Origin of the sequence: Paraburkholderia mimosarum LMG 23256 = NBRC 106338, assembly GCF_000739815.1 — a bacterium.
Classification (GTDB): domain Bacteria; phylum Pseudomonadota; class Gammaproteobacteria; order Burkholderiales; family Burkholderiaceae; genus Paraburkholderia; species Paraburkholderia mimosarum.
Genome location: NZ_BBJJ01000025.1, coordinates 76,952 through 101,562 on the forward strand (window position 1 = coordinate 76,952; position 24,611 = coordinate 101,562).

Here is a 24,611-nt window from a genome sequence, read left to right on the forward strand (position 1 = left end):
CGATGACTCCGGCACCGTTCAAAAATGTGCGGCGTCCCGCACAATTTCGTTTTTGTCCACTCGACCATGGGATTTGATTCCCGCTATTATCGCGCGTAGTGCATCACGTCTTTTCGCCGGCGCTGGCCACTCGGCGCAGGCATCCTGATTCATCAGTTTTTTTTCGAAGCATGCAGCACATGCCTGCATGAGCGGCGCTTTACGCGCCGGCGCCTGAATCCTCTGATCCCCGCTGGACTGCCGGGCAACGGTCACCGGCGACAGGAGAGACGTGGCATGATTGGCAACCTTATCGACATCGCAAGGCAAATCCGGCAGAGCGAAGGTTTCAAGAATGCGCTCAACACGCCGGTACGCCTTTCCCTGCATGCGCGGCAGCGCTTGAACCGCGGTTACTTCGTCATCGAGATCCGCGCCAATTCAGGCTTTTTCTCCGTGATGCAAATCGTTTTGTGCTGCCTCCTGTATTGCGAGGAAAGGAATTTGACGCCCATGATTTCGGCGCGTGGCGGCAGCTATGGCGACGCCGAAGGCAAGGTGGACTGGCTCGGCGAATGCTTTGACAACATCACGCCGGTACCCGTGCCGCCCTCAGGCCTGCGTTTGCGAACGTCCATCGTGAGCGATCTGAGCGATCTGGGCTTTCGTCGTTACGAGCTGGACCTCGAACTCAAGCGCGCGAGCACAGTGTTCCTGTCGAACTTTCGGCCGGCAACGGCGATTCGCGCGGAAGTCGAAGCAATACGGCGGCGGCTCCACATTGGTGCGTCGACGTTAGGCGTGCATTTTCGCGGCACCGACAAGAAATACGAAGCGCATACCATCGAATGGGATGCGCTTTGCCGCAGGGTCGAGGAAACGCTCGCCGCCGAGCCCCAGCTGACGAACATCTTCGTATCGAGCGACGAACAACCCTTCCTCAATTTTTTCGTGAATCGCGGTTTCGCCGTGCCCGTCAACGTGGCGCCTGCCAGGCTGCTCTCGACGGGCGAGAAGCCCGTGCACTTCAGCGGCCATCCCGGACTCGCCATCGGCCGCGAGGCACTCGTCGCGAGCCTGCTGCTCGCGAGTTGCGGGTATCTGCTGAAGACACCTTCGTACCTCTCGGGCTGGTCGAAGGTTTTCAATCCATCGCTGCCCGTGAAGCTCGTTGTGCCGCCGCGCGACAGTGCTTTCTGGTTTCCCGATAACCAGATATGGACCGAACAGCAAACGAGCGGCGGCGACCTCGCGGATCTCGAGGATCTGCAAATCGCACAATCGGATCCGCCTCTCACTGAAACCGGCTCGACCGCCTGAAGTTCCGGTTTTTCATCGCCCTCGGCACTCTCGCGCTTCGTTCTCGAGAACGGCGGCAAGTCTGCCTCGCGCTACGAACTCGAAAGTGGCAGGCGCTAGTGGACGCGCTACGCGACGCACTTCACGCGGCCGCCAGACGCGACGGCGCGAACGCGCCGAACGCGTTGCTGCGCAGTCACGCAATCGGGACAGGCCGCTTTCGCCGCCCGTAGTGGCTTCATTTAAGGCGCCGGACGGCACGTCGATGGATGGGAGCTCCGTACCTTGCTGCGCCGACACGAAAACACGGGCAAGTTCGAAAAGGATGCGTCTGAACATCGGACATTCTCCGGGATGACTACTGCTCCGGACGCCCTTGCCCGATGAGTGTCTAATCTGTCCGCCGCGATGCCTGTGATCGCATTGGGCCAGCGTCGATGCTGGCCTTCGCCGGGACGTGGATAGTGTCAGAGCGCCGGCACGTGTCCGGACCGCTTGCATCTGACATTCCATCAGCGTGCATTCTCCGTGGACAAAATTCCGGGGACAAGCCTTTGCGCGAAGATCGATTGCCGGCATGGAGGCAACCGCGAACGACGAGGTATGCATCGCCTGGCAACGCGCCTCACTTGAGCGCCGCCACCGCTTCGATCTCGCCCGCGACCGGCACGCTGCCCGACGGGCTCATCATGCGCGGCTGCAGCATCAGCGCGACGAGCCCTGTCCAGCCGGTCTGGTGCGAGGCGCCGACGCCGCGCCCGTTGTCACCGTGAAAGTACTCGTGAAACAGCACGAGATCGCGGCAGCACGGATCGGCCTGCAGTAGCGGGTACGTGCCCATGACCGGGCGCTCATTGTTGCGGTCGAGCAGGAACAGCGTCGTGACGCGATGCGCCAGCTCGTCGGCGATTTGCGCGAGCGACAGCTTGCTGCCCGAGCCGGTTGGATACTCGACGAGAAAGTCATCGCCGTAATAGCGGTGGAATTCGTACAGCGACTCGATCAGCAGATAGTTGACGGGCATCCACACCGGACCGCGCCAGTTCGAATTGCCGCCGAACACGCGCGTATCCGATTCGGCGGGAAGGTATTTGACGGAGAAGTTACAGCCGTTGTGCCGATAGACGAAAGGCGTTTCGAGATGAGCGCGCGAGAGCGCGCGCACGCCATGGTCAGAGAGAAACTCGGCTTCGTCGAGCACGCGGCGCAGCAGCGCCTTCATCCGGTGCCCGCGCAACAGCGAGAGCAGCAGCGTGTTGCCCTTGCCAGGCTCGTTCCAGCGCGAGACGAGCCGGGCAAGATCGGGCCGGTGCTGGAGGAACCAGACGAGCCGGTCGCGCAAACCCGGCAGGCCGCCGTGCACCCGCTCCTCGAGCACGCGCACCGCGAAGAAGGGAATCAGCCCGACAATCGAGCGCATGCGTAGCGGCACGCTGGTGCCGTCCGGCAGCCTGAGCTTGTCGTAGAAGAATTCGTCGATGCTGTCCCATAGGCCCGTATCACAGCCGTCGTCGCAGCTCACGGCGCCAGCGATATAAAGAAAGTGCTCGAAGAACTTCACGCCCATGTCGACGAACACGTGATTCGCAAACGCGAGTTCTAGCGCGATGCGCATGAGGTCGAGCGCGTAAGCGGCCATCCATGCGGTGCCGTCCGCCTGATCGATGTGGCCGCCCGTAGGCAGCGGCGACGAACGGTCGAAGATGCCGACGTTGTCGAGCCCCAGAAAGCCGCCCTGGAAGATGTTGTGGCCGTCCGCATCTTTGCGATTCACCCACCACGCGAAATTCAGCAGCAGCTTATGGAAGATCAGTTCGAGGAAATCGCGGTCCGCCTTGCCCGTGATCGAGCGGTCGATCTCGTACACGCGCCATGCCGCCCACGCGTGCACCGGTGGATTCCCGTCGCCGAACGCCCATTCGTACGCGGGCAGCTGTCCGTTCGGATGCTGATAGCGGTCCTTCACCAGCAGCAGCATCTGCTTCTTTGCGAACATCGGATCGACCAGCGCGAAGGCGACCGCCTGGAACGCGAGATCCCATGACGCGTACCACGGGTACTCCCACTTGTCCGGCATCGAGAGGATGTCCGCGTTACACAGATGCCGCCAGTCGCCGTTGCGCCCGTGCTGGCGTGCCGCGGGCGGTGTGGGCTGCAGCGGGTCGCCTTCTATCCAGCGATTCACGTCGTACTGGTAGTACTGCTTCGACCACAGCATGCCCGCGAGCGCCTGGCGCTGCACGAGCCGCGCGTCGGCGCTTTCGATGTCGCGCTGCAGGGCCTCGTAGAACGCATCCGCTTCGGCGATGCGCTGCGCGAACAGCCTGTCGATGTCGAGCGGCACCTCTTCCCTGGGCGCGGACAGCGAGCGCCAGCGCAGCGTGACGGCGGCGCGTCCGTGCGCCGCCAGTTCGAGACGAACGCGCGCGGCCGCCTTCGTGCCGGTGTCGCGGCGGATCGCGTCGTGGCGGCCATGCACGACATAATCGTTGATGCCGTCCTTGAACGGGCCGGCGCCGTCCATGCCGAATAGCCGCTGCACGTTGGTGTCGTTCTCGCAAAAGAGCCATTCGACACTCGCCCCCTCGTTCGACGCAGCCGTCACGACAAGCGGCTCGTGCGAGTTATCAGCGCCGCAGTGCGCGACCACATGCTCGCCCGCCGACGACGAGACGAGCGCGAGCGACGGCTTGCTGCTCGTGGGCTTCCACGACCAAGTATTGCGCGCCCAGATCTGCGGCAGCACGTCGATCGACGCATGCTGCCCCGCGCGGTTCTCGACCGTCACGCGCATGACGATGTCATCCGGCGTGTGCTTCGCGTATTCGATCTGCACATCGAAATAACGTTCGTCGTCGAATGCGCCTGTATCGAGGATCTCGTATTCGGGCAAACCGGCGCCGCGCCGCGCGTTCTCCTCGATCAGATCCTCGTAGGGAAACGCGGCTTGCGGGTACTTGTATAGCATGCGCATATAAGAATGCGTCGGCGTGCTGTCGAGGTAGAAGTACAGCTCCTTCACGTCCTCGCCGTGATTGCCCTCTTCGTTCGTGAGGCCGAACAGACGCTCCTTCAGGATCGGATCGCATCCGTTCCACAGCGCGACCGAGAAGCACCAGCTGAGCCGCTCGTCGGAAAAACCGGCCAGGCCGTCCTCGCCCCAGCGATAGGCGCGCATGCGCGCGTGATCGTGCGGAAAGTAGTCCCACGCGGTGCCGTGCTCGCTATAGTCCTCGCGCACCGTGCCCCACTGGCGCTCGCTCAGGTAGGGGCCCCAGCGTTGCCAGCGGGCATAGTCGCCCGAGTACAGGCGTTGGCCTTCAACGGTGTGGATGAGGCCGGCGGCGCGCTGCAGCATGGGCATCTCCTTCTACTCGGACCTTGGCGTCGGATATTGCGCGGCGCGCGAGCGCGTCGAGAGTCACATGCTAGCGCGGTTTGTCCGCACACTGGCAATACAGCGGATGCTGCGGTCTTAGCACGCGTCGCCGAGCCGTTTGAGCACGCGCAGCAGTTCGCCGAGCGACCACGCCTGGAACGGTGCGCCGCCCGGCACGTGCGGCGCATCTCCATCGGCGACTTCGGAAACATGATCGAGCCCCGCATGGTCGAGATGCGCGAGCAGAGGCGCCACGAAATGCGCATGCGCGTGCGCGCGTTGCGCCGCGCCTTCGCCGTTCACGCGCAGCCACGCCTCCACGAAGGGTCCGAGCAGCCAGGGCCAGACGGTGCCCTGATGATAGGCGCCGTCGCGCTCCAGGACGCCGCCCCGGTATCGGCCGCGATAGGCGGGGTCCGACGGCGAGAGCGTGCGCAACCCCATCGGTGTGAGCAGATGCGCTTGAACCTGCGCGACGACCGCGCGCGCCGCATCGCCTTCGAGCAGCGCGAACGGCAGGCCGCCGATCGCGAAGATCTGATTGGGCCGGATCGAGCGATCGATGGCGCCCCGAACATGATCGACGTCGATCACGTCGAACAACGCGCCCGTCGACGAATCGACGAAGCGCGCGGCGAACGAGGCGCTGGCGCGCGCTTCGAGTTCGCGCCAGCGCGTGTCCCATGCGCAGGCGATGCGCAGTGCGTTGATCCACAGCGCCTGAATTTCGACCGGCTTGCCGATGCGCGGCGTGACGACCCAGTCCCCCGCCTTCGCATCCATCCACGTGAGCTGCACGCCCGGCACGCCGGCGCGCAGCAGCCCATCGCGCGGATCGGCGGCGATCGCATAGCGCGTGCCGCGCGCATAGCCGTCCAGGATCGCTTCGACCGCGCCTCGCAGCACGTGCCGCGCCGCGTCCGGCACGTTCGCTGCGGCGAAATAATCGTGCACGGCGACGACGAACCACAGCGATGCATCGACCGAGTTGTATTCGGGCGCACCGCCGGCGTCGGGAAATCGGTTCGGCAACATGCCTTCGGAAACCGTCGACGCCCATTCGAGCAGGATCGCGCCCGCCTCTTCGTAGCGGCCATTCGCGAGCAACAGGCCACGCATCGCGATGAAGGTGTCGCGGCCCCAGTCGGTGAACCAGGGGTAGCCGGCGACGATCGTGCGGCCATCGCCGCGCGTGACGACATAGGCATCCGCCGAGCACGCCAGGCGAGCGCCGCGCGACGCCCGGCGCAAGGCCTCGAAGCCGGCGAGCAGCACGGCGCGGCTCGCCGCGCTTTCGCTCGCTTCACGCACTGTATTGGCCGTGTCACGGAATGGTTGCGCGCGCAACAGGATCACGGCGTCGCCTTGGCCGAGATCGAAGGAGAACACGCCGGGCGACGCGAGATCCTCTACACAGTCGAGACCGCGCTCTCGTTCGCGCACATAGCAGAAGTTGCGGTACCAGTCCGGCGCATGCGCATAGCTTCCGTTCGAGCGCGCGACGATGGCAGGAAGATTGCCGTACGGTTGCCAGCGCACCCGCTCGCCGTCGATCTGCGCGTCGAACACGAACGCCGGATTCTCGTGATGCAGCGCGTGGTAATCGCGGCCGGACATCAACGGGCGCACTTTCAGCACCGGCGCGGCTGCATCGCTGCGCGCCGCTGCTTCGAGGCGCCAGCGCAGCACGGTCTCACAACTGGCCTTTGCAACGAAGACTTCGGCGGTGAGCACGGCGCCGTCGCCCAGCCGGTAGCGCCATGTCGGCCACGGCGACGTGTCGAAGCTCGCCATGCGCTGCGTCGTATCGGGCGCGAGAATATCGGGCGCGTAGCGCTGCATCGTCAGCGCAGTCTTGCGGCCCCCGTACTCGAGCCACGCCTCGATGCCGTTAACGAGCACCACGCGGCCGGTGGGCGGCTGCGTCGCCGCCAACAGCAGTGCGTGGTAGCGGCGCGTACGCGCGGTGCCGGCCGTGCCCGACGCGAATCCGCCCGAGCCGTCAGCTTCGAGCCATTCGTCGTCGAGGCAGGCAGCATCGATGGGGCTTTCGAGGCGCGTCATCGGATCAACCTGCGCTCGCCTACGGGTTGAAGCGTTTCACTTCATCGCGCCAGTAATGCTGCTGCCGCCAGCCGAGCAGACGTTTGAGCTTTTCGTTGCTGAGCAGCGTCTCGAACTCGCCGAGCGCCTTCTTGACCGGCACGCCGGGATAGTACCGGTCGAGCAGCACCTGGGTCGGCTGGTCGGAGGACACATCGTCCGCAGCGACATTCATGATCTCGAAGCCCAGCCCGTCCGTTTCGATCGCCAGCCTGCACGCATTGGCGAGGTCTCGCCCGTCGATATAGCTCCACGCAATGCGCTTGCGCAGCGCGGGATCCTTGAGCCATGTGGAGAACTTCGCGTAGTCGTCGGGATCGAGCACGTTGCCAATGCGAAAACAATAGATGTCCGAACCCGTGCGCGCCTGGAACGCTTTTGCCGTCACTTCGTTGACCACTTTCGACGTGGCGTAGCTGTCCATCGGATCCACCGGATAGTCCTCGTCGAGCGGAAAATACGCGGGATCGCGATGCCTGTGAGCGAACACCACGCCGTACGTCGTCTCGCTCGACGCCACGATCACCTTGCGCACGCCCAGCTTCGAGGCCGCATCGAGAATGTTGTACGTGCTCATCACGTTGATGCGGTAGACCTCGTTGTCGGTCGTCAGCATGATGCGCGGGATCGCTGCAAAGTGAACGATCGCATCGATCGGCTTCGGCTCCAGGTCGTCGGCGAACTCCACCGGCGCGGTGGTCGAGGCGATCGCATTGAAAACCTGGCCGGCGTCGGTGATGTCCGCGATCAGCGTGCGCGCCGTGCGCTGCGGCATGGGCACACGGTCCAGATTCAACACTTCGTAGCCATGCTTGACCAGGTCCTCGACCACCCATTTTCCGGCGAGGCCGCTGCCTCCCGTCACAATCACTCGCTTCGTCATGTGCTTCTCTCCTCCAGTCTGTTTTCAGGGGCGACCGCCAACTGTCGTGATGGTCGCGCAATTTCAGCCGCGCTGCTTCGATCGAAAAATCATTGAGCGACCCGGCCGTCAAACCTCGATACCGAGCGCAACGATCCGCCGGTACAGCGTCGCGCGCGCCATGCCGATCTGCGCGGCGGCTTTCGTCACGTGGCCGCCCGCCGCGCGCAGCGCATCGGTCAGGAAGCGACGCTCGAAATCGTGCATCGCCTCTTCGTACTGTTGCACACCGGCGCGATCGGGCGAGGCGGCAAGCGGTGTATCGCGCCGGTCGTGAGCCATGTCGCGCGCCTCGTCCTCGGCCCGATGCCCGCGCCCGTCGCCGATGAAGCGCGCGAGCGAACGCGCATCGATTCTCTCGTTCTCCGATAGCAGCACCGCGCGCTCGAGCGTATTGCGCAGCTCGCGCACGTTGCCTGGCCAGCTGTACGCGCACAGCACCGCGAGCGCATCGCGGTCGAGTTCGAGATGCACGGCTCCGCTTTCCACGGAAAGCTTGTCGAGGATCGCATAGGCCATCGCCTCGATGTCGGCGAGGCGCTCACGCAGCGGCGGCACGCGGATCGTCAGCACGTTGATTCGATAATAGAGATCCGCGCGAAACCTGCCCTGCGCTACCAGCGCGGGCAAATCCGCCGAGGTTGCCGCGATGATGCGCACGTCGGTATGCACGATGCGATTCGAGCCGAGCGGCTCGAATTCCTGCTCCTGCAAGACCCGCAGCAATTTACCCTGGAGCGCGAGGGGCATGTCGCCGATCTCGTCGAGAAACAGCGTCCCGCCCTGTGCCAGTTCGAACTTGCCGATGCGCCCCTTGCGGTCCGCACCCGTGTAAGCGCCGGCTTCCGCGCCGAAGAACTCCAGTTCCAGCAGCGTGTCGGGAATCGCCGCCACGTTCACCGTCACGAGCGGCCCGTCCGCGCGGCCGGACGCGCCGTGTATGGCGTGCGCAAGCAGTTCCTTGCCCGTGCCCGTTTCGCCGAGCAGCAGCACGGGCGACGCGAGACGCGCGGCCCGGCGCGCCTGGCGCTTGACTTCGAGACTCGCGGCGCTCGTGCCGATCAGGCTGGAGAAGCTGTACTTCGCGCGACGCACCTGCGCAAGCGACTGGCGCGTGCTGATCAGCTCGGCGCGCAACCGCGCGTACTGGCTGAAGAGCGGCGAGAGCCCCTTGAGCTCGTTGAACAGCACGAAGCCGACCGCGCCGATCGTTTCGCCGTTGTCGTCCTTGATCGGCAGCCGCGTGACGACGATCGGGTCGCGATCGGTTTCGAGAATGTCGAGGAGGATGGGCTCGCCGCCCTTCACGACCTCGCGCATCATGCTGTTCGGAATGACGCTTTCGCAATCGAGGCCGATCACCGCCGCCGGGTCGTCGAATCCGAAGCGTGCCGCGTAGTCCTTGTTGATCCAGACGACGCGCGCGTTGCGATCGACGATAACGGTGCCTTCGCTGAACTTGTCGAGTGATTGAAAGAGCGATTGCATCGCCAGCTTGCGCACGTGGTCGAAGTCGGCCAGCAGCGCGGTCGTTTCGATTTCCATTCGGTTCTTTTCGTCGGTCGGGCCGTTGCGGCCATGAATTCTCGTTTTCGGGACCGATTATCCCAGAAATGAGAATGCGCCGCGCGCCCGAGATTCATGGGCCTGCGCGGCGGATCGGCTTGCGGGCGCGTGCTTTTGCGCCCATGCCGTCTCAATTCCGGGACACCTTGCGGCCACAACCATCCTGGCCGATGCCGGGCACCCGCCGCTGGCCGGCATAGCGCCCTCTCCCGCAGGGCTTGCAGCCCGTTGGCACATATCGTGCTGTATTGCGCGGTCGTGCCGGCAACGGCGCGCAGAACAAACACACCTGCACGAATAAACCCAACTGGAGACAAGATGTCCTTTGTGATCGTGATCGCCGCTTTGGCGTTCCTGATGTTCGTGGCCTATCGCGGCTACAGCGTCATCCTCTTCGCGCCCATCGCCGCACTAGGCGCCGTCCTGTTGATCGAACCCGCCGCTGTCGCACCCGTCTTTTCCGGCATCTTCATGGAAAAGATGGTGGGCTTCGTGAAGCTCTACTTTCCCGTGTTCCTGCTAGGCGCCGTGTTTGGCAAGGTCATCGAACTCTCGGGCTTTTCCGAAGCGATCGTCCACGCCGCCATCCGCTATATCGGCCGCTCGCGCGCGAATGCCGTGATCGTTGCCGTATGCGCACTGCTCACGTACGGCGGCGTGTCGCTCTTCGTCGTCGTGTTCGCGGTGTATCCGTTCGCCGCCGAACTCTATCGCCAGAGCAATATTCCCAAGCGCCTCATGCCCGGCGCCATCGCACTCGGCGCATTCACGTTCACGATGGATTCGCTGCCCGGCACGCCGCAAATCCAGAACATCATTCCCACCACGTTCTTCAAGACCACCGCCTGGGCCGCGCCCTGGCTCGGCGTAATCGGCTCGCTCTTCATCATCGTGGTCGGTCTTTCGTACCTCGAATGGCGCCGCCGCAGCGCCATGGCGAAGGGTGAAGGCTATGGCACGTCGCTCGTGAACGAGCCCGACCGCGTGGAGACGGGCAATCTTCCGCATCCGGCGCTGGCCATTGCGCCGCTCGTGCTCGTTGGCGTCGCCAACTTCGTGCTGACGAAATGGATTCCGCAGTGGTACGGCGAGAGCTTCACCGTGGCACCCGACGTGCTGCCCGGCATTCACGCGCCCGTGACCGTGGCCGTGAAAAGCGTCGTGGCCATCTGGGCCGTGCAGGGCGCACTGCTGCTCGGCATACTGCTTGTCATCGCGACGGCGTTCGGCCGCGTGAAGGCGCGTTTCGCGGCCGGCACGAAAATGGCCGTGAGCGGCGCGCTGCTCGCCACGCTCAACACCGCTTCCGAGTATGGCTTCGGCGGCGTGATCTCGGCGCTGCCCGGCTTCCTCGTGATCGGCAATGCGCTCAAGGCCATCCCGAATCCGCTCGTCAACGCCGCTGTGTCGGTCTCGGCGCTCGCGGGTATCACGGGCTCCGCTTCGGGCGGCATGAGCATCGCGCTGGCCGCGATGTCGGACACCTTCATCAAGACCGCGCAGACCATGCACATTCCGATGGAGGTCCTCCACCGTGTCGTGGCCATGGCGAGCGGCGGCATGGATACGCTGCCGCACAACGGCGCGGTGATCACGCTGCTCGCGGTCACGGGCCTCACGCACCGGGAGTCGTATCGCGACATCTTCGCCGTGACCATCATCAAGACGCTCGCCGTCTTCTTCGTCATCGCCGTGTTCTACCTCACCGGTATCGTCTGACCGGCATTCACACGAGGCTCACTCATGCACCACACCAACAGGCCCGCCCTCGCGGGAAAGACCGCCGTCGTCACCGGGTCGACGAGCGGCATCGGGCTCGGCATTGCGACCGCGCTGGCCCGCGCGGGCGCCAACCTCGTCCTGAACGGATTCGGCGACCCGACTGGCGCACTCGCCCAGATCGAAGCCACCGGCGTGCGCGCCGTGCATCACAACGCGGACATGAGCCGCCCGGCCGAGATCGAAGCGCTCATCACCTTCGCAGCGCAGACGTTCGGCGGTCTCGACATCCTCGTCAACAACGCAGGTATTCAGTACGTCGAAACAATCGAGAACTTTCCGGTCGAGCGCTGGGATCAGATCATCGCGATCAATCTGAGCGCGACGTTTCACGCGACGCGCGCGGCGCTTCCCATCATGCGCGCGGCGGGCTGGGGACGCGTGATCAATGTCGCGTCGGTGCATGGGCTCGTCGGGTCGGTCGGCAAGTCGGCGTATGTCGCGGCCAAGCACGGCGTCATCGGGCTCACCAAGGTGGCCGCGCTGGAAACGGCGCGCAGCGGCATTACCGTCAATGCGATCTGCCCGGGCTGGGTGCTCACGCCCCTCGTGCAGAAGCAGATCGACGACCTCGCCCATCGCGAGGCGCTGTCCATCGAAGATGCGACCCTCAAGCTGCTGGGCGAGAAACAGCCGTCAGCACGCTTTGCGAGCGTCGAGCAGATTGGCGGCGTGGCCGTGTTCCTGTGCTCGGAGGCGGCCAGCGAAATGCGTGGCGCAGAGCTCAAGGTCGATGGAGGATGGCTCGCGCAGTAAGGGCGACAGCGGCGCGGGCTCGCGCAACGAGTCGCCCTGAACGATACGACGGCTGAATGCCAAGGGCTGGCCGGGGGGGCCGGTCATCCATCGACGACTTTAGCGGTGCGCTTGCATTCTGGCCGCCAGGTCTCACCCACACGCGCGGGTTCGCCGCGATGATTTCGGTGGCTGATCGGTCTCGTGAACGTCACAACCACCTGCCCGCCCTGCTTCGACGGCTGCTCGATCGCCCTCGCAGGCAGGCTCCCGGCTACACTCCCGCCCGCCGGATGGGCTCTGTGCGGCGCAACGGCGGCCCACCCCCGCAACGCCCAGTTCTAGTGCTTTTGCGAGCCGGCGCCCTGGCCGGAGCTGCGATCCGAGGGCTGCTCCGTCTGCCGCCCCGTTTTTCCGGCTTCCGCAACGGTGCTGGCCGTGTCCCTGGCGTCCCTCGCGCTGCGCTCCGCGAGGCTCGACACGTTTTCGGCGTTCTGGCGAATCACGCCCGAAAACTCGTCCGCCGTCCTGGCGGCCGAATCGGACACTCTACCGACCTGCTCGGCCAGTGTTCGCATGCTTTCTTGCTGGGCGCCCAGCTGTTCCCGGGTCCACTGAGCCAACCCGGCCTGCACATCACACGCAAGCTCGAACATTTCGCGTGCATAGGACTGTGCCTTGTCCGGCGAGGGGAAGGCCGCGGCTATCAGATCGGGGCGGGTATCGGCACGTCTCTGTTCCGCGGCAACCCGTTCGGCGTCCTCATGCGCCGCATTCATCATTGACCGCGACGCTTCGGCCGCCAGATCCGTGGTGGTCTTAAAAGCGTCGATCCCTTTCGAAGCGAGTCTGAAAAACAGGTTTGCATTGGCCTGCTGCAAATTCCAGAACGTCGAATACATTTGGCTGCTCCTCATGGTTATGCCGCTGATTGCGACTTCCGTGGTGCAGCAATCGGGATGCCTCGAGTCGCAGATGCCGCGCCGGGGATCGCGCCCTCGATCAAAATCCTTCCGTGGAGCTATGGCTCGAACCTGACGCGGCTAACCAGTTCGCTGCCCGCTGGCGACCCGCGATCAGCATGCCCGTGAGGCTTCACGCGCTCACCAGGCTTCTCGCACGATAAAGCCGATCAACCAAGATGCTGCATTGGCTTGCCGCCGAAAGGGCGTTTGCGGGATGTGGCCGCGTTGGACAGTTAGTTGCAGCATACGCATGAAATATCTACGCGGAATCCATGTTCTACACTCTGAGGGTCGTCTTTCGACATCCGTATCCGCATGATCGACAATCGGCGAACACGCACTTTGTGAGTGACATCAGTTGTCCAGGAAAGGAGCGCACCATGGCGACCCCATCTCTGCCCGGCGGTACGACAGTCGACGAAATCGCGGACGACATCTATCGCATTTCCACTCCGGTCGAACTGCCGGGTGGCGGCGGATTCTCGTTCAACCAGTACCTGATCGCCGACGACGAGCCGCTGCTATTTCATACAGGATTGCGCGCGCACTTTGCGAGCGTGGCGGAAGCCGTCGAGCGGATCATGCCGCTCGACCGGTTGCGCTATATCGGGTTTTCGCATTTCGAAGCCGACGAGTGCGGATCGCTCAACGCGTTTCTCGCAGCGGCGCCGCATGCGGAGCCGCTATGCGGCAAGATCGCGGCCATGGTCTCCGTGAGCGACTATGCCGACCGGCCGCCGCGCGCGCTCGAAAACGACGAAACGATTTCGCTGGGGCAGCGCAGCGTGCGCTGGCTATATACGCCGCATCTGCCGCACGCGTGGGAATGCGGCTTCCTCATGGAAACTACGTCGGCAACGCTGCTCTGTGGTGACCTGTTCTCGCAGGGCGGCTCCCGTCACCCGGCGCTGACTGAGAGCGATATTCTCGAACCGAGCGAGGCCTTCCGTCACAAGATGGATTACTTCTCACACACGAGAAATGCGCGCGACATGCTCGAAGGCCTCGCTGCGTTACAGCCAACGACTCTGGCCTGCATGCACGGCAGTGCCTGGCGCGGCAACGGCGCGGCCCTGCTGCTCGCGCTCGCCGATAGCGTCGAACATAGGTAGGCGCCAAGGCGGGATCGTGCGCGGGCGCCGCGATCAGGCGTCCGCCTCCAGCGTGACGCCGGCACCGCGAATCACCTGAAGATACGCGAGCGTATCGCCGACAGCTGCCGTTGCCTGCTCCGCGAGCCTGCGCATCTGCGCGGATTTTTCTGCGCTTGCCATCATCGATTCGAGCGCGTCCGCGTGCGCGAACCCGTGAGCCGCGGCCGCACCGAGCACGGCATCGAGAACACGCCGGGCGGCCACGCGGGCGTCGATCGGCGCGAGCGATGCGCGGTACGTGAGAAAACCCGCCATCAGCAGAAACTCGGCAGGGCTGATATGCCGGCCATTGCCAACCGGCACGCCGTTCGTATTGCCGTGATCCAGCGCCATAAATCGCCTCCCACTTTGGGACACCGAGCACCATGAACGCACGCGCGGTGTCATTAACGTAAGGGATTTCCCGTAATCCGGGTTGCCGCGCGCGGCGCCGCACGCCGCGTAGAGAAGATCACTCTGCCAACCCCCGTACCGCTGTGGAAAGCAGGTTCCGGAAAATATAGTACAGAAAGGATCGTGCCCGCCAAAGAATGCGACAAGGTTCGACATGGGGTTAATACCAGCCCCGGCATTCGAACTTCTCTTCGGTGCCACAAGCGGCGGCCGCATACGTCCATATTTTTCGCCATGCCGGGATCGCAAGTCGTAGTATTCTTGATCCGCCGCTGGTTCCCCGGTGAGAACATCTCGCCAACTCGCGTTATTCGATCGCGCGGCTCGAAAAGGATGGTGATGTGGCCCCCGCCACGCGTCCTGATTGATCCAAAGGTGAGAGCGGCATGGCAATGCCGCTCTCCTGCAACACTGTCATGTTTTTGAAGGCTTCGAAATAATTCGTGAACGTCGCCGATGCATGGCGAGTCCCCGCGGATAACTAATCAAGTCCGCGCGGACGATATTCTTCGAGGGGATTCATGAAAACGTTGTTTTTGCAGGCGCCTTCCTATGAGGGCTTCGATGGCGGCGCAGGTTCGCGCTTCCAGACGAAGCGCGAGATCAAATCGTTCTGGTATCCAACCTGGCTCGTCCAGCCCGCTGCGCTGGTCGAGGGCAGCCGTGTCGTGGATGCCCCCGCCGACGATCTGTCGCTCGAAGCGACGCTCGACATCGCGCAGGAATACGAACTTGTCATCATCCATACGAGTTCGCCGTCGTTCCAGAGCGACATTCAATTCGCGGAGCACTTGAAGCAGCGCAAACCCTCGATCCTCATCGGGATGATCGGCGCCAAAGTGGCCGTCGACCCTCATGGTTCGCTCACCGCAAGCCATGCGCTCGATTTCGTATGCCGTGAAGAATTCGATTTCACTTGTCGCGAGATTGCGCAGGGACTTCCGTTCGAATCGATTCTCGGCCTGAGCTACCGTCTGCCAGACGGCGGGATCATGCACAACGACGCCCGGCCCATTCTCGAAGACATGGACCAGTTGCCGTTCGTCTCGCCCATCTACAAGCGCGACCTCACGCCGGAGCATTACTTCAGCGGCTACCTCAAGCATCCGTATCTTTCGCTCTATACGGGGCGCGGCTGCAAATCGAGGTGCACCTTCTGCCTCTGGCCGCATACGGTCGGCGGCCATCGCTATCGCACGCGCTCGGTCGAACACGTCCTCGAAGAAGTGAAGTGGGTCAGGGACAACATGCCCGAGATCAAGGAGATCATGTTCGACGACGACACCTTCACGGATCTCAGACCGAGAGCCGAGGAGATCGCTCGCGGACTCGGCAAGTTAGGCGTGACGTGGTCGTGCAACGCGAAGGCGAATGTGCCCTACTCCACCCTCAAGGTGATGAAAGAGAACGGGTTGCGGCTCCTGCTCGTCGGCTATGAATCCGGCGACGACCAGATTCTCGTAAACGTCAAAAAGGGCCTGCGCACCGATATGGCGCGGCAGTTCAGTGAGGACTGCCGCAAGCTAGGTATCAAGATTCACGGCACGTTCATCCTCGGGCTGCCTGGCGAGACGCACGAGACGATACAGAAGACGATCCAGTATGCGAAGGAGATCAATCCCCACACCATCCAGGTGTCGCTCGCCGCGCCGTATCCGGGCACTGTCCTTCACAAGCAGGCCGTCGAAAATGGATGGCTGAATGACACCAAGGTCATTACGCTCATCAATTCCGCCGGCACCCAGGCCTCCACGATCGGCTATCCGCACCTGTCGCGCGAAGAGATTTACCTTGGCGTCGAGGAGTTCTACAAACGCTTTTATTTCCGGCCGTCGAAGATCTGGGAAATCGTGCGCGAAATGCTGATGAGCTGGGAGATGATGAAGCGGCGCCTGCAGGAAGGTGCGGAGTTCTTCAGATATCTTCGCGCACGCAAGGTATGAAGCAGTCACGCCGCCGGCGGTGACCGTCACATCATCACGGCTGCGTCCGCTTGAGTTCGGCGACGCGGAGCTGATAGCTCCGCAGCAGGCACGCTTTATCCTCGCACACGTTGCGCGAATTGCGTAGCCACGCTCGTTGATCCGCCCGCAGCTTTGTCTTGTTGGCCGAGGTCTTTAGCTTCTGGTTAAAGACCTCGGCCATTGTTTTATCCAGGCGGGCAAGCTCCGGATCTGTGCAAACGATCTGCGCCTGAACGCTCAGGAGCCCACTGCAATCGAGGCTTTGGGCCAGCGCATCTTTGGTCCCCGATTGCGTTTCGAGCAGCCCCGGGCGGCAAAGTCCACGAAGCGTCGTGCAAGCAATGTTGCGCCCGACCCATGCCATTTCGCTCGCGCCATACTCCTTGACGAAACGATTGATGGCTGCGTGACTCACTCCCCTTCGCATGGCGTTCGCTGCGATGATTTCGTTGCACAGGGAGTCTTCGGTATAGGTTTTTCCGTCGCGCCGATAGCAGCTGTGAAAGCCCAGCATGCCCGTGCCAACCACACTACGACGCTCCCCCGAGGCGAACAGGATCGAGGCGCATGCGGAGGCGCACTTCGCGTTATCGGGAACGGTCGTATAGACACGCACTTGATCCATGGCATCCACGATCCGGAACGCGGCCTCGACATTGCCGCCCGGACTATCGAGAACAAAGGGGACGAGCCCTTCGCCATCGCGACCCGCGAGTTTGGCGACCGCCAGGAATTTATCTGCGTCGCCACTCTGAATACGTCCCTTCCCGATGATCATGTTCAGCTTGAGCTCGGGTTGGTAGTAAATCTTGAAGTCCATTCCCGCCGACATACCCGGCAACATGAGCAGCGCCCAAACGAACCAGGCAACCAGGCAACGAACCCGCGCGACCATGGCTGTCGGTTGCCGAGCGCTGCACATGCCGTCCTCCTCCTTGCAGCCCACACCGTCGAAACGGGCTCTTGGGCAATTTCGCAATGTCGGTCGATGCTAGAACCCGCGCCTCAGGTTCCGGTCCCGCATGGGATCTGGCGTTTTTTGCGTGAGCCGCAGAATGCCCTGATCATCGAAGTAAAAGTGGAACATCATGTAGTCGATGTTGTTCTCCATGTACCGGTAGGACCAGACTTCCCGCTGCATGCGCGAAAAGTATGCGGTCTCCGCGGGGCGCCCAAAATGGATCAGGACGTCATCGCGCGTCCACTCGTTGACTTTCGCGCGGTTGAACTCGCTTTCCTGCAATACCTGGCGCACGCTCAGGATCTTGCCGTTGATATCGATGTCCGCGGCGGTCGTCGTCGTGCCCATCGGCTGCGTTGGCCACATGAGGCGCTTACCGCCCCCCGGCAGGTTATAAGTCTCGCGGGGCGGGCCAAGACGAGCGATCAATGCCGACTGGTCCGCGCCTGGCTCGACGCTCTGCCACGGCTGGGCGCAGCCGGCCATGAACGCCGCCGCGACGATGACCCACGCGAGCTTCATCATGTCGAACCCCTCCTCGTTCCCCTCCCAGGCGCGCCGAGCGCCTGTGCAATCGTGAGGGAAGTCCCGGATGAAGCCAATCGGACCATGGTCCTACCGGACGCCACAGCGGGCGGTGCTAGAGGACTGACCGGGTTTTCATATCGTGCAATGCCTGTTCAGTTTGCGAAGACAACGATACGTCAACGAGCGCGCGGAATTGCGCATCGGAAGACCTCGTCCCTTATGGTGAAACAAGATTGGCAAGCCTTTGAATATCCGGGATATTTAATCTCCGGGGGCGCGCGCATTGCCGATGTTTCACTGCGATAGACTCAAACCCATCACCTTCTACTCACTGGAGATTGACGATGGACGTGTATATCGAACCGTTGCCGCGCGGCCAATGGGGACCAATCGATGGTTACTCTCTCGAGTTTGCCGATGGCAGCAAATTCACTCATGACATATTTCGCTCGGAGCTTCTCGCGATCAGCGAGGTCATCCTGCGAGGCTACAAACCGCTGCTGGCAAAAGTCCGCATAACGGACAAGCAATCGACCGCGCATTGGCAGCGCCCGGAAACGGCACGCTAATGCGCTCGGGCGCTAGCGCGCTCGCTGTTATTCGATGCGTTGGAAACTTCCCGGCTCGACGGCTTGCTGTCGCCGTCGAGCGGCACACATGCCGGATGCGCGATTCAAGCGTTGTTCGAGGTGTATCGCGAGGCTTCCAGATGGTCGAGGCGCCCCAGCAGGTCGATGCCCTGCAATTCGATCTGGATGGGTAGCCGGGGCATGGCCAGGACCGTGCGAATTCTGGCCCGCCAATCATTCACGCCGACGATCGCCCCTGAATCGTAAGCGCGCAGGAAGTCGGCCGAGTGCTCCAGATGGTTGAGCACGTTGCGGATCTGCGCCAGATCCTTTTCTGCCAGGTCGTAGCCCACGGGGGGGCCCCCTATCGGTGTGATGGTGCAATGTCTCGCTCGTTCATCGAGGCGATGAACGTGAGGGCACAGGTGGCTCGACGTCGGTGCTCGATGCATCGCGTCCCGAACCGTTCAGTGTCGCGAGCGAGTCCAGCGGCACCAGTCATGATGGTCGAGATTGCGTAGTAGATCCGCACGACGACGCTCCCGGCGGTAATGCGCCGCGACGCCAAATACCGCTATTGCCAGCACGATCGTGCCGGCAGCCATACCCAGCCAGGATGGATCCATGTCAGCCTCCTCAGGAACATACAGGATCGCAGCCCCTTTTTGGGGCGGCTCGCACGGAAAATACGCGCGGCCTGAATGACGGCCTGTTTGCGCTCGACCGCCCGTCAGCGTACCCGCGCGATGGCGCGCAGGACTGCATCGCCGCGCGGCGTGACGCGAGGAATGAGAAACCCGGCTTCAGGTGAATCATTGGCAATCAACTGAAGCGCGCGCAGCGCGCCCAGTTCGGCGCGGTCGGCCTCAATACGTTCGGGCGCGTCCTTCACCAGCAATAACGTGGCGACTTCGTGCGGGCTCAACATGGCGTCTCCGTTTCGAAGGGCAACTGTGAAAAGAGCAACTAATTCGGACAACATACCGAAAGTCTGCGAGAACACACAGGCGAAGGCAGTAGAAGCGTTAGAAATCTTCTATCTGGATAGCGACAGCGGCTCCTGGGAGGTCCTTCGTCGCTTCGCAGCGGTTGGCGCCGCATTGTCGGGAGCGGCAGTTGAATCGGCGCGCGCAGGATTCATCGCATCGACACCCCCTTCGCACTTCGTGACGCCATTGAGCATCGTGCTTTCATGGCGCGCCTGCCCGTGATGGACATCACTGGCGGAGCGGTTCAGGCTTGCCGTCGTTCGCGACGCAATATCCATCCAGCCCTCGGTGTAGCCCGAGATTTGCAGCGCAAGCCAGGGCAGTGCATCGGTCTGATGTCTGACCCACTGCTCAGGTGTCTGCGCCCGTAGCACGTTTTCCCAGTGCAGGACTGCGCCGGCCTGTACCGAACGGCAGGTCTCCAGATTCAAACGCATCAACTCACTGAAACTGGCAAGCAGTTGAACGCTGACCAGGGAAAAATTCGTTACGCAGGATTGATACGGCGTGGCAAGGGATGCTTGCTCAGGAGTGCTCACGGAATCTCCCCCTTTTTCTCATCGTCGTTAATTGGCCGCTGCCACGAGGCGGGTAACCAGCATGTGTGCAAAGACACGCTGCCCTTCGCGGGCGGTCGCCGCCGATCTAGAGCCTAGATTCTAACTTTGTTAAATCGCCGTTGTTGCGGCGTCTTGACCAGGGACTTTCCCCAATATGTGGGATGCAGCGAGGCTCCCAGGGCTAGCTTCGCCGTTGGGCGTCGGCCGCTCCTTCCGCGATCAGCGGCCATACCAGCGGTGCGAACCGGTCCGCCGGGATCGGCCGGGAGTACAAGAAGCCCTGGGCAAAATCACAGCCCATCGCCTTGAGAAAATCGCGTTGCTCGACGGTCTCCACGCCTTCGGCAATGACCTGGATACCGAGTTTGTGTGCGAGCACCACCATTGCCTCGCAGAGCACCTGATTATTTTCGTCGACGCTCAGGTTCTGTACGAATGAACGGTCGATTTTCAGGTAATCGATGTCGAAGCGCTTGAGGTAGGCAAGCGAAGAATACCCCGTGCCGAAGTCGTCTATCGAGATTCCAATGCCGGCGAGACGGAAGTCCAGCAGCTTTTCGTCGATGTTGGATTCGGCCTGCAGCAGCAGCCCCTCGGTGATTTCCACCACCACGCTCTGGCCCGGCATGCCCTCGCGGTCGAGATATTCGTGCCACCGCGCACCCATGCCGCTGTCTTGACGGACCTGCACGGGAGACATGTTGACGCTGATCTGGAACGACGGATCATACTGCTCTCGCCACTGCCGCACCTGTTGCACCGCTTGCCTGAAAACCCAGTCGCCGATCGGAATGATGAGACCCGTGTCTTCGGCCAGCGCAATGAAGTCCAGCGGGTTGATCATGCCGCGCTCGGGATGCAGCCAGCGGATCAGCGCTTCGGCTTTGCGAATCCGTCCCGTTGCCAGATCGACAACAGGTTGATAGAGCACCTGGAACTGATTGCGAGAAAGCGCTGCGCGCAAGTCGCTCGTCAAGCGCAAGCGCGTTTGCGCCTCCAACTGCATGTCGGGCGTGAAGTAACTGAAGCGGTTCCGCCCGGCATTCTTGGCCGCATACATGGCCTGGTCGGCGTTCTTGAAAAGCGCATCGAGTTCGGCAGTGTCATCGGGGAAAACGGTGACGCCGATGCTGGCCGAGATGTACACCTCGTCCGCACCGAGCTTGAATGGCTCGGTCAGTTTGCGATTGATGCGCTTCACTGTCGTCTCGACGGCCTCGATGTCGTCGAGATCGGGGAGGATGACCGTAAATTCATCGCCGCCGAGTCGGGCCACGGTGTCCAGATCGCGCACGCACGAGGTGATGCGCCGGCCAGCCTCGATCAGCAGGATGTCCCCCGTGTCGTGACCCAGGGAGTCGTTGACCTCCTTGAAGCGATCGAGATCGATCAACATCAAAGCCATGCGCTTTTCCGAACGGCGCACGCGCGTGGCTTCCTGACTCAGACGGTCCTGAAACAACTGCCGGTTCGGAAGACCCGTCAGCGCATCGAAATTGGCCTGCTTCCAGATGGTGGCCTCGAACGCCATCCGGTCGCTGAGGTCGCGACCGACGGCCAGCACCGAAGTGATGCGGCCGCTGCGATCGATCTCGGGCGTGATGCGGATATGGGTGCAATATTCCTGCCCGTCCTTGGCCGCCCACCTCAGTTCGAACTGCGTGCTTTTGCCGGTGGCGATCACGTCGCCAATCCTTTTTTCGTAGACCAGCGCGTTAGGGCCGCCCGGGAGCTCCGAGGGCCGCTTGCCGAGCGCAGTGGCAAGATCGCACCCAGCCGACGAACAAAAAGCGGGATTGGCGTAAGTGCGGCGCAACTCCCTGTCGTATCGCGTAATCGTATCGGGCGAGTTCTCGATCAGCGTGCGCGATTCCCGCTCGCGCGTGACGAGTTCCGCCGTTCGATCGACGACGGTCTGCTCGAGCGATGCATTGATCTCGTTGATCTTCTGGATTTTCTGCCGGATCGCAGTCCGCATTCGTTCGAAGCGGTGAGCCAGCCGGGCCAGTTCGTCCAGTCCGCCGACGGTGCCTTGCCCGTCCTGCACGCCGTCCTCGACGGCACCGGCATCTTCGCCGGTGTCATGCATCCTGCGAACGAGATCCCGTAACGGGGCCGAAATGCTATTGGAAATGAAGTAGGCCAGGAAAATCGAAAGCAGAAACCCGGAAATGCCAACCAGCACGATCTGGTTGCGTACCGCCTGTGCCTCCGCTGTCAAGTTTCGCTCAGGGATCATGCTGACGACGAACCAGCTCGTGCCAGGGATGTTCGCGTAGGCGGCAAGGTAACGCCCGCCGCCTTTCCCGGCCATCGGGATACACCGGCTTGCCTCACCCGATGCGCCGTGGCGGGCGATATCGTCGATCAAGTCCGGTGCGGGCGTGGCGCCAGCATTGGGCGACGAGCCGTTATTGGGAACGACGATGAGCTTGTTGTTCCTTGAATCGAACACGTATATCGCCGTGCCGCTGCCCGAGGCGACGTCGTTGAAAATCGTCGAGAAATACTCGGGGCGAACGACAAGAACCAGATTGCCGATCTTCGTGTTGCTGCTCTTGTCGTAGATGGCGCGCACCATCCCCAGGTTCTGCTGGCCGACCCCGTTGTCGTAACTGCCCCAGTATGTGTGCTCGTGCGCGCGTTCCGCCAGACCGACGAGCGTCGTCACGCCCGTGGTCAATTGGGCGAATGCCTGCGTATCCAGAATCCGGCCTTCATGGTCGAGCAGATACTTCTGGTTGATGAAGTCGACCGATCCGTAGTGATCGAGCAGCATTCTCGCAAGGTCCTGCCGCGCTTCGCTCTGCTCCGTCGCGCTTGCGTTCGCCGCTTTCCCCAGCGCGCCCTGGACACGACCCGAAAGCACCAGGAGATTGCTTTCCGTTTCGATCTGTTGCATCCGCAGCTGGATGTTTCGCGAAACCTGCCTCACCACTTCTTTGGAAAATATCTCCGCGTTTTCCTTGATTGCCGCAATCGACTTCACATACGAAATGCAGCCCGAAATGATAATGGGCAGCAACGACAACAGAATAAAAGCGCCAATGAGTCGATAGCGGATCTCGACGCGCCGAAGCAGTTCCTGGCAGAGGTAGTTGGAAGCGCGCCGCAGCAGCGCGGAGATCGAGTTCATTTGTAGTGCATCTTCGCTTCAGTCTTGACCGAGACGTCGAGGCGCTCCGCAGCCTGCCCGGGCGTCAATTTCCTGAGCAGCACATCCTGCATCAGCTTATGCAGCAGCTCGATCGTGTTGGAAGGAAGCGACGAATAGTAGGGACTCGCAGTGACCGGAGAGCGGCTGACCGTGTTCGTGTAGTCGACGATCTCCGCGTCGGTCACGACGGTTCCGATCCCCCGCTGAAACGGCGAAATGTTGTGACGCTTCTTCTGGAGAATCGGAAATCCCTTTCCGGCGATGAATTCCAGAAAGCGCATGGCGGCAGCCTTGTTGGGCGTCTCGCACACGCCAAAACCGGTTTCGCTGCCGAGCACCGGCACTGCCCGTTCTCCTCGTGCATTCCAGGGTGGAATGAAAACTCCAACCTCGAAGTCGTTCCCGTGCAGCATGATGCCGGCGGCCCAACTGCCCTGAAACGCCATTGCAACCTGACCTTCCTTGAAAAGCCGCATGCCTTCGTCGTACCCCGTCGTCATGAACGATGGCTGAGCGTAACCCCGCTGGGGAATCATGGCGATGCGCGCGAAGATTTCGGCCACCTCCGGCGTATCCAGATTCAGCGTGCCATCCGCCATTTTTTCTTTCCAGCGCGGCTCGTGTGCAACCACGCCGTTGGCAAAGCCGGAAGCGAACGGCCCATTGCCGAGCATGTTGGGAAAGCCTCCGTTCCACATGATCGGGACTATCCCCGCCCGCTTGAGCTTCGCGCAAACAGCGAGAAATTCTTCGAAGTTGGTGGGCAGCGTGTCGATTCCTGCCTTCGCGAACATGGCCCGGTTGTAATAGATCATCGTTGTCGCCACGCCGCCGGAAATGCCAAATCCCTTGCCGCGGCGACTGGTCCAGTCGGGCTTGAGCGGATCCAGCATGTTCTTCCATGCCGAGGTCTCGCTGACGTCGGCAAGCACGCCTTGTTCGGCCAGTTCGGCCGAGTAGGCATTCGGGTTGATACTGACGAGATCCGGCAACGTGCCGGCTGCCACGCGCGGCTTGATATTCTCCTCGACCGAATTGCCGATCATGAACTGCACGTTGACGTGCAGATCGGGATTGAGCTTGCCGAATTCGGCAGCGATCTGGAGCATCTCCTCTGGCCAGTCAGGCGCCCAGACCAGTGCGGTAATGGTGGTTTTTGGCGCCGGCGCCTTGCTGCGTGGCGCGTCGGTTTGCTGATCGCAACCGAAGAGCAAAACCATGCCGATCAGACCAGACAGCAGCCAGGCAAACTTGATTCCGTGCACGCAACGCTCACTATTCAGTTCGGGTATGGCAACCCAGGCGTCAGGCGAACTGGCGTCAGGTAATGAGCCGTCTCGCGAAACGGAGGGTCAGTCGGCTACGGCTGCCCTGATCCAGACAGGACGCAGAAGAGCCAAACTGCATATCGGCCGAAACTGTGAGCCACTTTAGGGGGGATTGATTCGCCGCGTGTGGCGGCGACGATGTGGTTTCCGGGTGTTATCTTTCACGTTTCCGGAAACGGACAGACGAACGTTCATGCATGTTGCCAGACATGTTCGCGCTGTACTGGCAAACGGCCCCTTGTGCTTCGGAGTAAGGGGCAAGCATCGGAACGCCGGCAATC

The 24,611-nt window shown here is 62.3% G+C and carries 21 protein-coding genes; 6 read left to right on the forward strand and 15 right to left on the reverse strand.

What is annotated here, in order from left to right; all coding sequences use genetic code 11:
- Positions 1-18 precede the first annotated feature (18 nt).
- Positions 19-369, reverse strand: a complete 351-nt coding sequence (locus tag BMI01S_RS41975; RefSeq protein ID WP_167334425.1) for a hypothetical protein — start codon at positions 367-369, stop codon at positions 19-21.
- 123 nt (positions 370-492) lie between these two features.
- Here BMI01S_RS41975 and BMI01S_RS19520 point away from each other — a divergent pair, with 123 nt between their 5' ends.
- Positions 493-1,299 (forward strand): O-fucosyltransferase family protein, encoded by an 807-nt coding sequence (locus tag BMI01S_RS19520; RefSeq protein ID WP_244145340.1) that lies wholly within the window; start codon positions 493-495, stop codon positions 1,297-1,299.
- A gap of 604 nt (positions 1,300-1,903) precedes the next feature.
- Here the strand turns inward: BMI01S_RS19520 and BMI01S_RS19525 are convergent.
- From BMI01S_RS19525 to BMI01S_RS19540, 4 genes are all read right to left on the reverse strand, one after another.
- Complete coding sequence (locus BMI01S_RS19525; RefSeq protein WP_042290222.1) at positions 1,904-4,642, reverse strand: MGH1-like glycoside hydrolase domain-containing protein; 2,739 nt, start codon at positions 4,640-4,642, stop codon at positions 1,904-1,906.
- Between the two features lie 111 nt (positions 4,643-4,753).
- Complete coding sequence (locus tag BMI01S_RS19530) at positions 4,754-6,721, reverse strand: amylo-alpha-1,6-glucosidase (protein WP_028231398.1); 1,968 nt, start codon at positions 6,719-6,721, stop codon at positions 4,754-4,756.
- A gap of 19 nt (positions 6,722-6,740) precedes the next feature.
- Positions 6,741-7,643 carry an NAD-dependent epimerase/dehydratase family protein gene (locus tag BMI01S_RS19535; protein ID WP_028231397.1) on the reverse strand — a complete coding sequence of 301 codons (903 nt, stop codon included), beginning with the start codon at positions 7,641-7,643 and terminating at the stop codon, positions 6,741-6,743.
- A gap of 108 nt (positions 7,644-7,751) precedes the next feature.
- A complete protein-coding gene (locus BMI01S_RS19540) occupies positions 7,752-9,227 on the reverse strand; it encodes a sigma-54 interaction domain-containing protein (protein WP_028231396.1) in 1,476 nt (491 codons plus the stop codon).
- Positions 9,228-9,566: 339 nt separating this feature from the next.
- On the opposite strand from BMI01S_RS19540, the gene BMI01S_RS19545 reads away from it, so the two are divergent.
- Together BMI01S_RS19545 and BMI01S_RS19550 are read left to right on the forward strand one after the other, a co-directional pair.
- Positions 9,567-10,967 (forward strand): GntP family permease, encoded by a 1,401-nt coding sequence (locus BMI01S_RS19545; protein ID WP_028212852.1) that lies wholly within the window; start codon positions 9,567-9,569, stop codon positions 10,965-10,967.
- A gap of 24 nt (positions 10,968-10,991) precedes the next feature.
- Positions 10,992-11,783: a 3-hydroxybutyrate dehydrogenase gene (locus tag BMI01S_RS19550; RefSeq protein ID WP_028212853.1), complete on the forward strand. Its 792-nt coding sequence runs from the start codon at positions 10,992-10,994 to the stop codon at positions 11,781-11,783.
- Between the two features lie 320 nt (positions 11,784-12,103).
- On the opposite strand, the gene BMI01S_RS19555 is transcribed toward BMI01S_RS19550, so the two are convergent.
- Complete coding sequence (locus tag BMI01S_RS19555; RefSeq protein ID WP_028231395.1) at positions 12,104-12,664, reverse strand: hypothetical protein; 561 nt, start codon at positions 12,662-12,664, stop codon at positions 12,104-12,106.
- A gap of 443 nt (positions 12,665-13,107) precedes the next feature.
- Between BMI01S_RS19555 and BMI01S_RS19560 the strand changes: the two genes are divergently transcribed.
- Positions 13,108-13,839, forward strand: a complete 732-nt coding sequence (locus BMI01S_RS19560; protein WP_028231394.1) for an MBL fold metallo-hydrolase — start codon at positions 13,108-13,110, stop codon at positions 13,837-13,839.
- A 33-nt stretch (positions 13,840-13,872) separates the two neighbouring features.
- On the opposite strand, the gene BMI01S_RS19565 is transcribed toward BMI01S_RS19560, so the two are convergent.
- The gene (locus BMI01S_RS19565) at positions 13,873-14,214 is read right to left on the reverse strand and encodes a hypothetical protein (protein ID WP_028212856.1); all 342 of its coding nucleotides are present in this window, start codon (positions 14,212-14,214) and stop codon (positions 13,873-13,875) included.
- A gap of 581 nt (positions 14,215-14,795) precedes the next feature.
- Between BMI01S_RS19565 and hpnJ the strand changes: the two genes are divergently transcribed.
- Positions 14,796-16,217, forward strand: coding sequence for a hopanoid biosynthesis associated radical SAM protein HpnJ (hpnJ, locus tag BMI01S_RS19570; protein ID WP_028231393.1), 1,422 nt, complete (start codon positions 14,796-14,798; stop codon positions 16,215-16,217).
- Between the two features lie 34 nt (positions 16,218-16,251).
- On the opposite strand, the gene BMI01S_RS19575 is transcribed toward hpnJ, so the two are convergent.
- Entirely contained in the window at positions 16,252-17,160 is a 909-nt protein-coding gene (locus tag BMI01S_RS19575; protein WP_042290228.1) for a lysozyme inhibitor LprI family protein, read from the reverse strand.
- A gap of 69 nt (positions 17,161-17,229) precedes the next feature.
- Positions 17,230-17,724 carry a hypothetical protein gene (locus tag BMI01S_RS19580; RefSeq protein ID WP_036019509.1) on the reverse strand — a complete coding sequence of 165 codons (495 nt, stop codon included), beginning with the start codon at positions 17,722-17,724 and terminating at the stop codon, positions 17,230-17,232.
- A 347-nt stretch (positions 17,725-18,071) separates the two neighbouring features.
- Between BMI01S_RS19580 and BMI01S_RS19585 the strand changes: the two genes are divergently transcribed.
- Complete coding sequence (locus BMI01S_RS19585) at positions 18,072-18,296, forward strand: hypothetical protein (RefSeq protein ID WP_036019511.1); 225 nt, start codon at positions 18,072-18,074, stop codon at positions 18,294-18,296.
- 104 nt (positions 18,297-18,400) lie between these two features.
- On the opposite strand, the gene BMI01S_RS19590 is transcribed toward BMI01S_RS19585, so the two are convergent.
- The 6 genes from BMI01S_RS19590 to BMI01S_RS19605 all read right to left on the reverse strand — a co-directional run bounded on the left by BMI01S_RS19590 (position 18,401) and on the right by BMI01S_RS19605 (position 24,222).
- A complete protein-coding gene (locus BMI01S_RS19590) occupies positions 18,401-18,649 on the reverse strand; it encodes a hypothetical protein (protein ID WP_028231392.1) in 249 nt (82 codons plus the stop codon).
- A 114-nt stretch (positions 18,650-18,763) separates the two neighbouring features.
- On the reverse strand, positions 18,764-18,922 hold the full coding sequence (locus BMI01S_RS41980; RefSeq protein ID WP_167334426.1) for a hypothetical protein: 159 nt from the start codon (positions 18,920-18,922) through the stop codon (positions 18,764-18,766).
- A gap of 104 nt (positions 18,923-19,026) precedes the next feature.
- A complete protein-coding gene (locus BMI01S_RS19595) occupies positions 19,027-19,224 on the reverse strand; it encodes a hypothetical protein (protein WP_028212861.1) in 198 nt (65 codons plus the stop codon).
- A 108-nt stretch (positions 19,225-19,332) separates the two neighbouring features.
- Positions 19,333-19,824 (reverse strand): phasin family protein, encoded by a 492-nt coding sequence (locus BMI01S_RS40925; RefSeq protein ID WP_161635534.1) that lies wholly within the window; start codon positions 19,822-19,824, stop codon positions 19,333-19,335.
- 202 nt (positions 19,825-20,026) lie between these two features.
- Positions 20,027-22,981: a bifunctional diguanylate cyclase/phosphodiesterase gene (locus BMI01S_RS19600; protein ID WP_028231391.1), complete on the reverse strand. Its 2,955-nt coding sequence runs from the start codon at positions 22,979-22,981 to the stop codon at positions 20,027-20,029.
- The gene (locus tag BMI01S_RS19605) at positions 22,978-24,222 is read right to left on the reverse strand and encodes an ABC transporter substrate-binding protein (RefSeq protein WP_036045348.1); all 1,245 of its coding nucleotides are present in this window, start codon (positions 24,220-24,222) and stop codon (positions 22,978-22,980) included. Before BMI01S_RS19605 ends, BMI01S_RS19600 begins: the two co-directional genes overlap by 4 nt.
- Positions 24,223-24,611 lie beyond the last annotated feature (389 nt).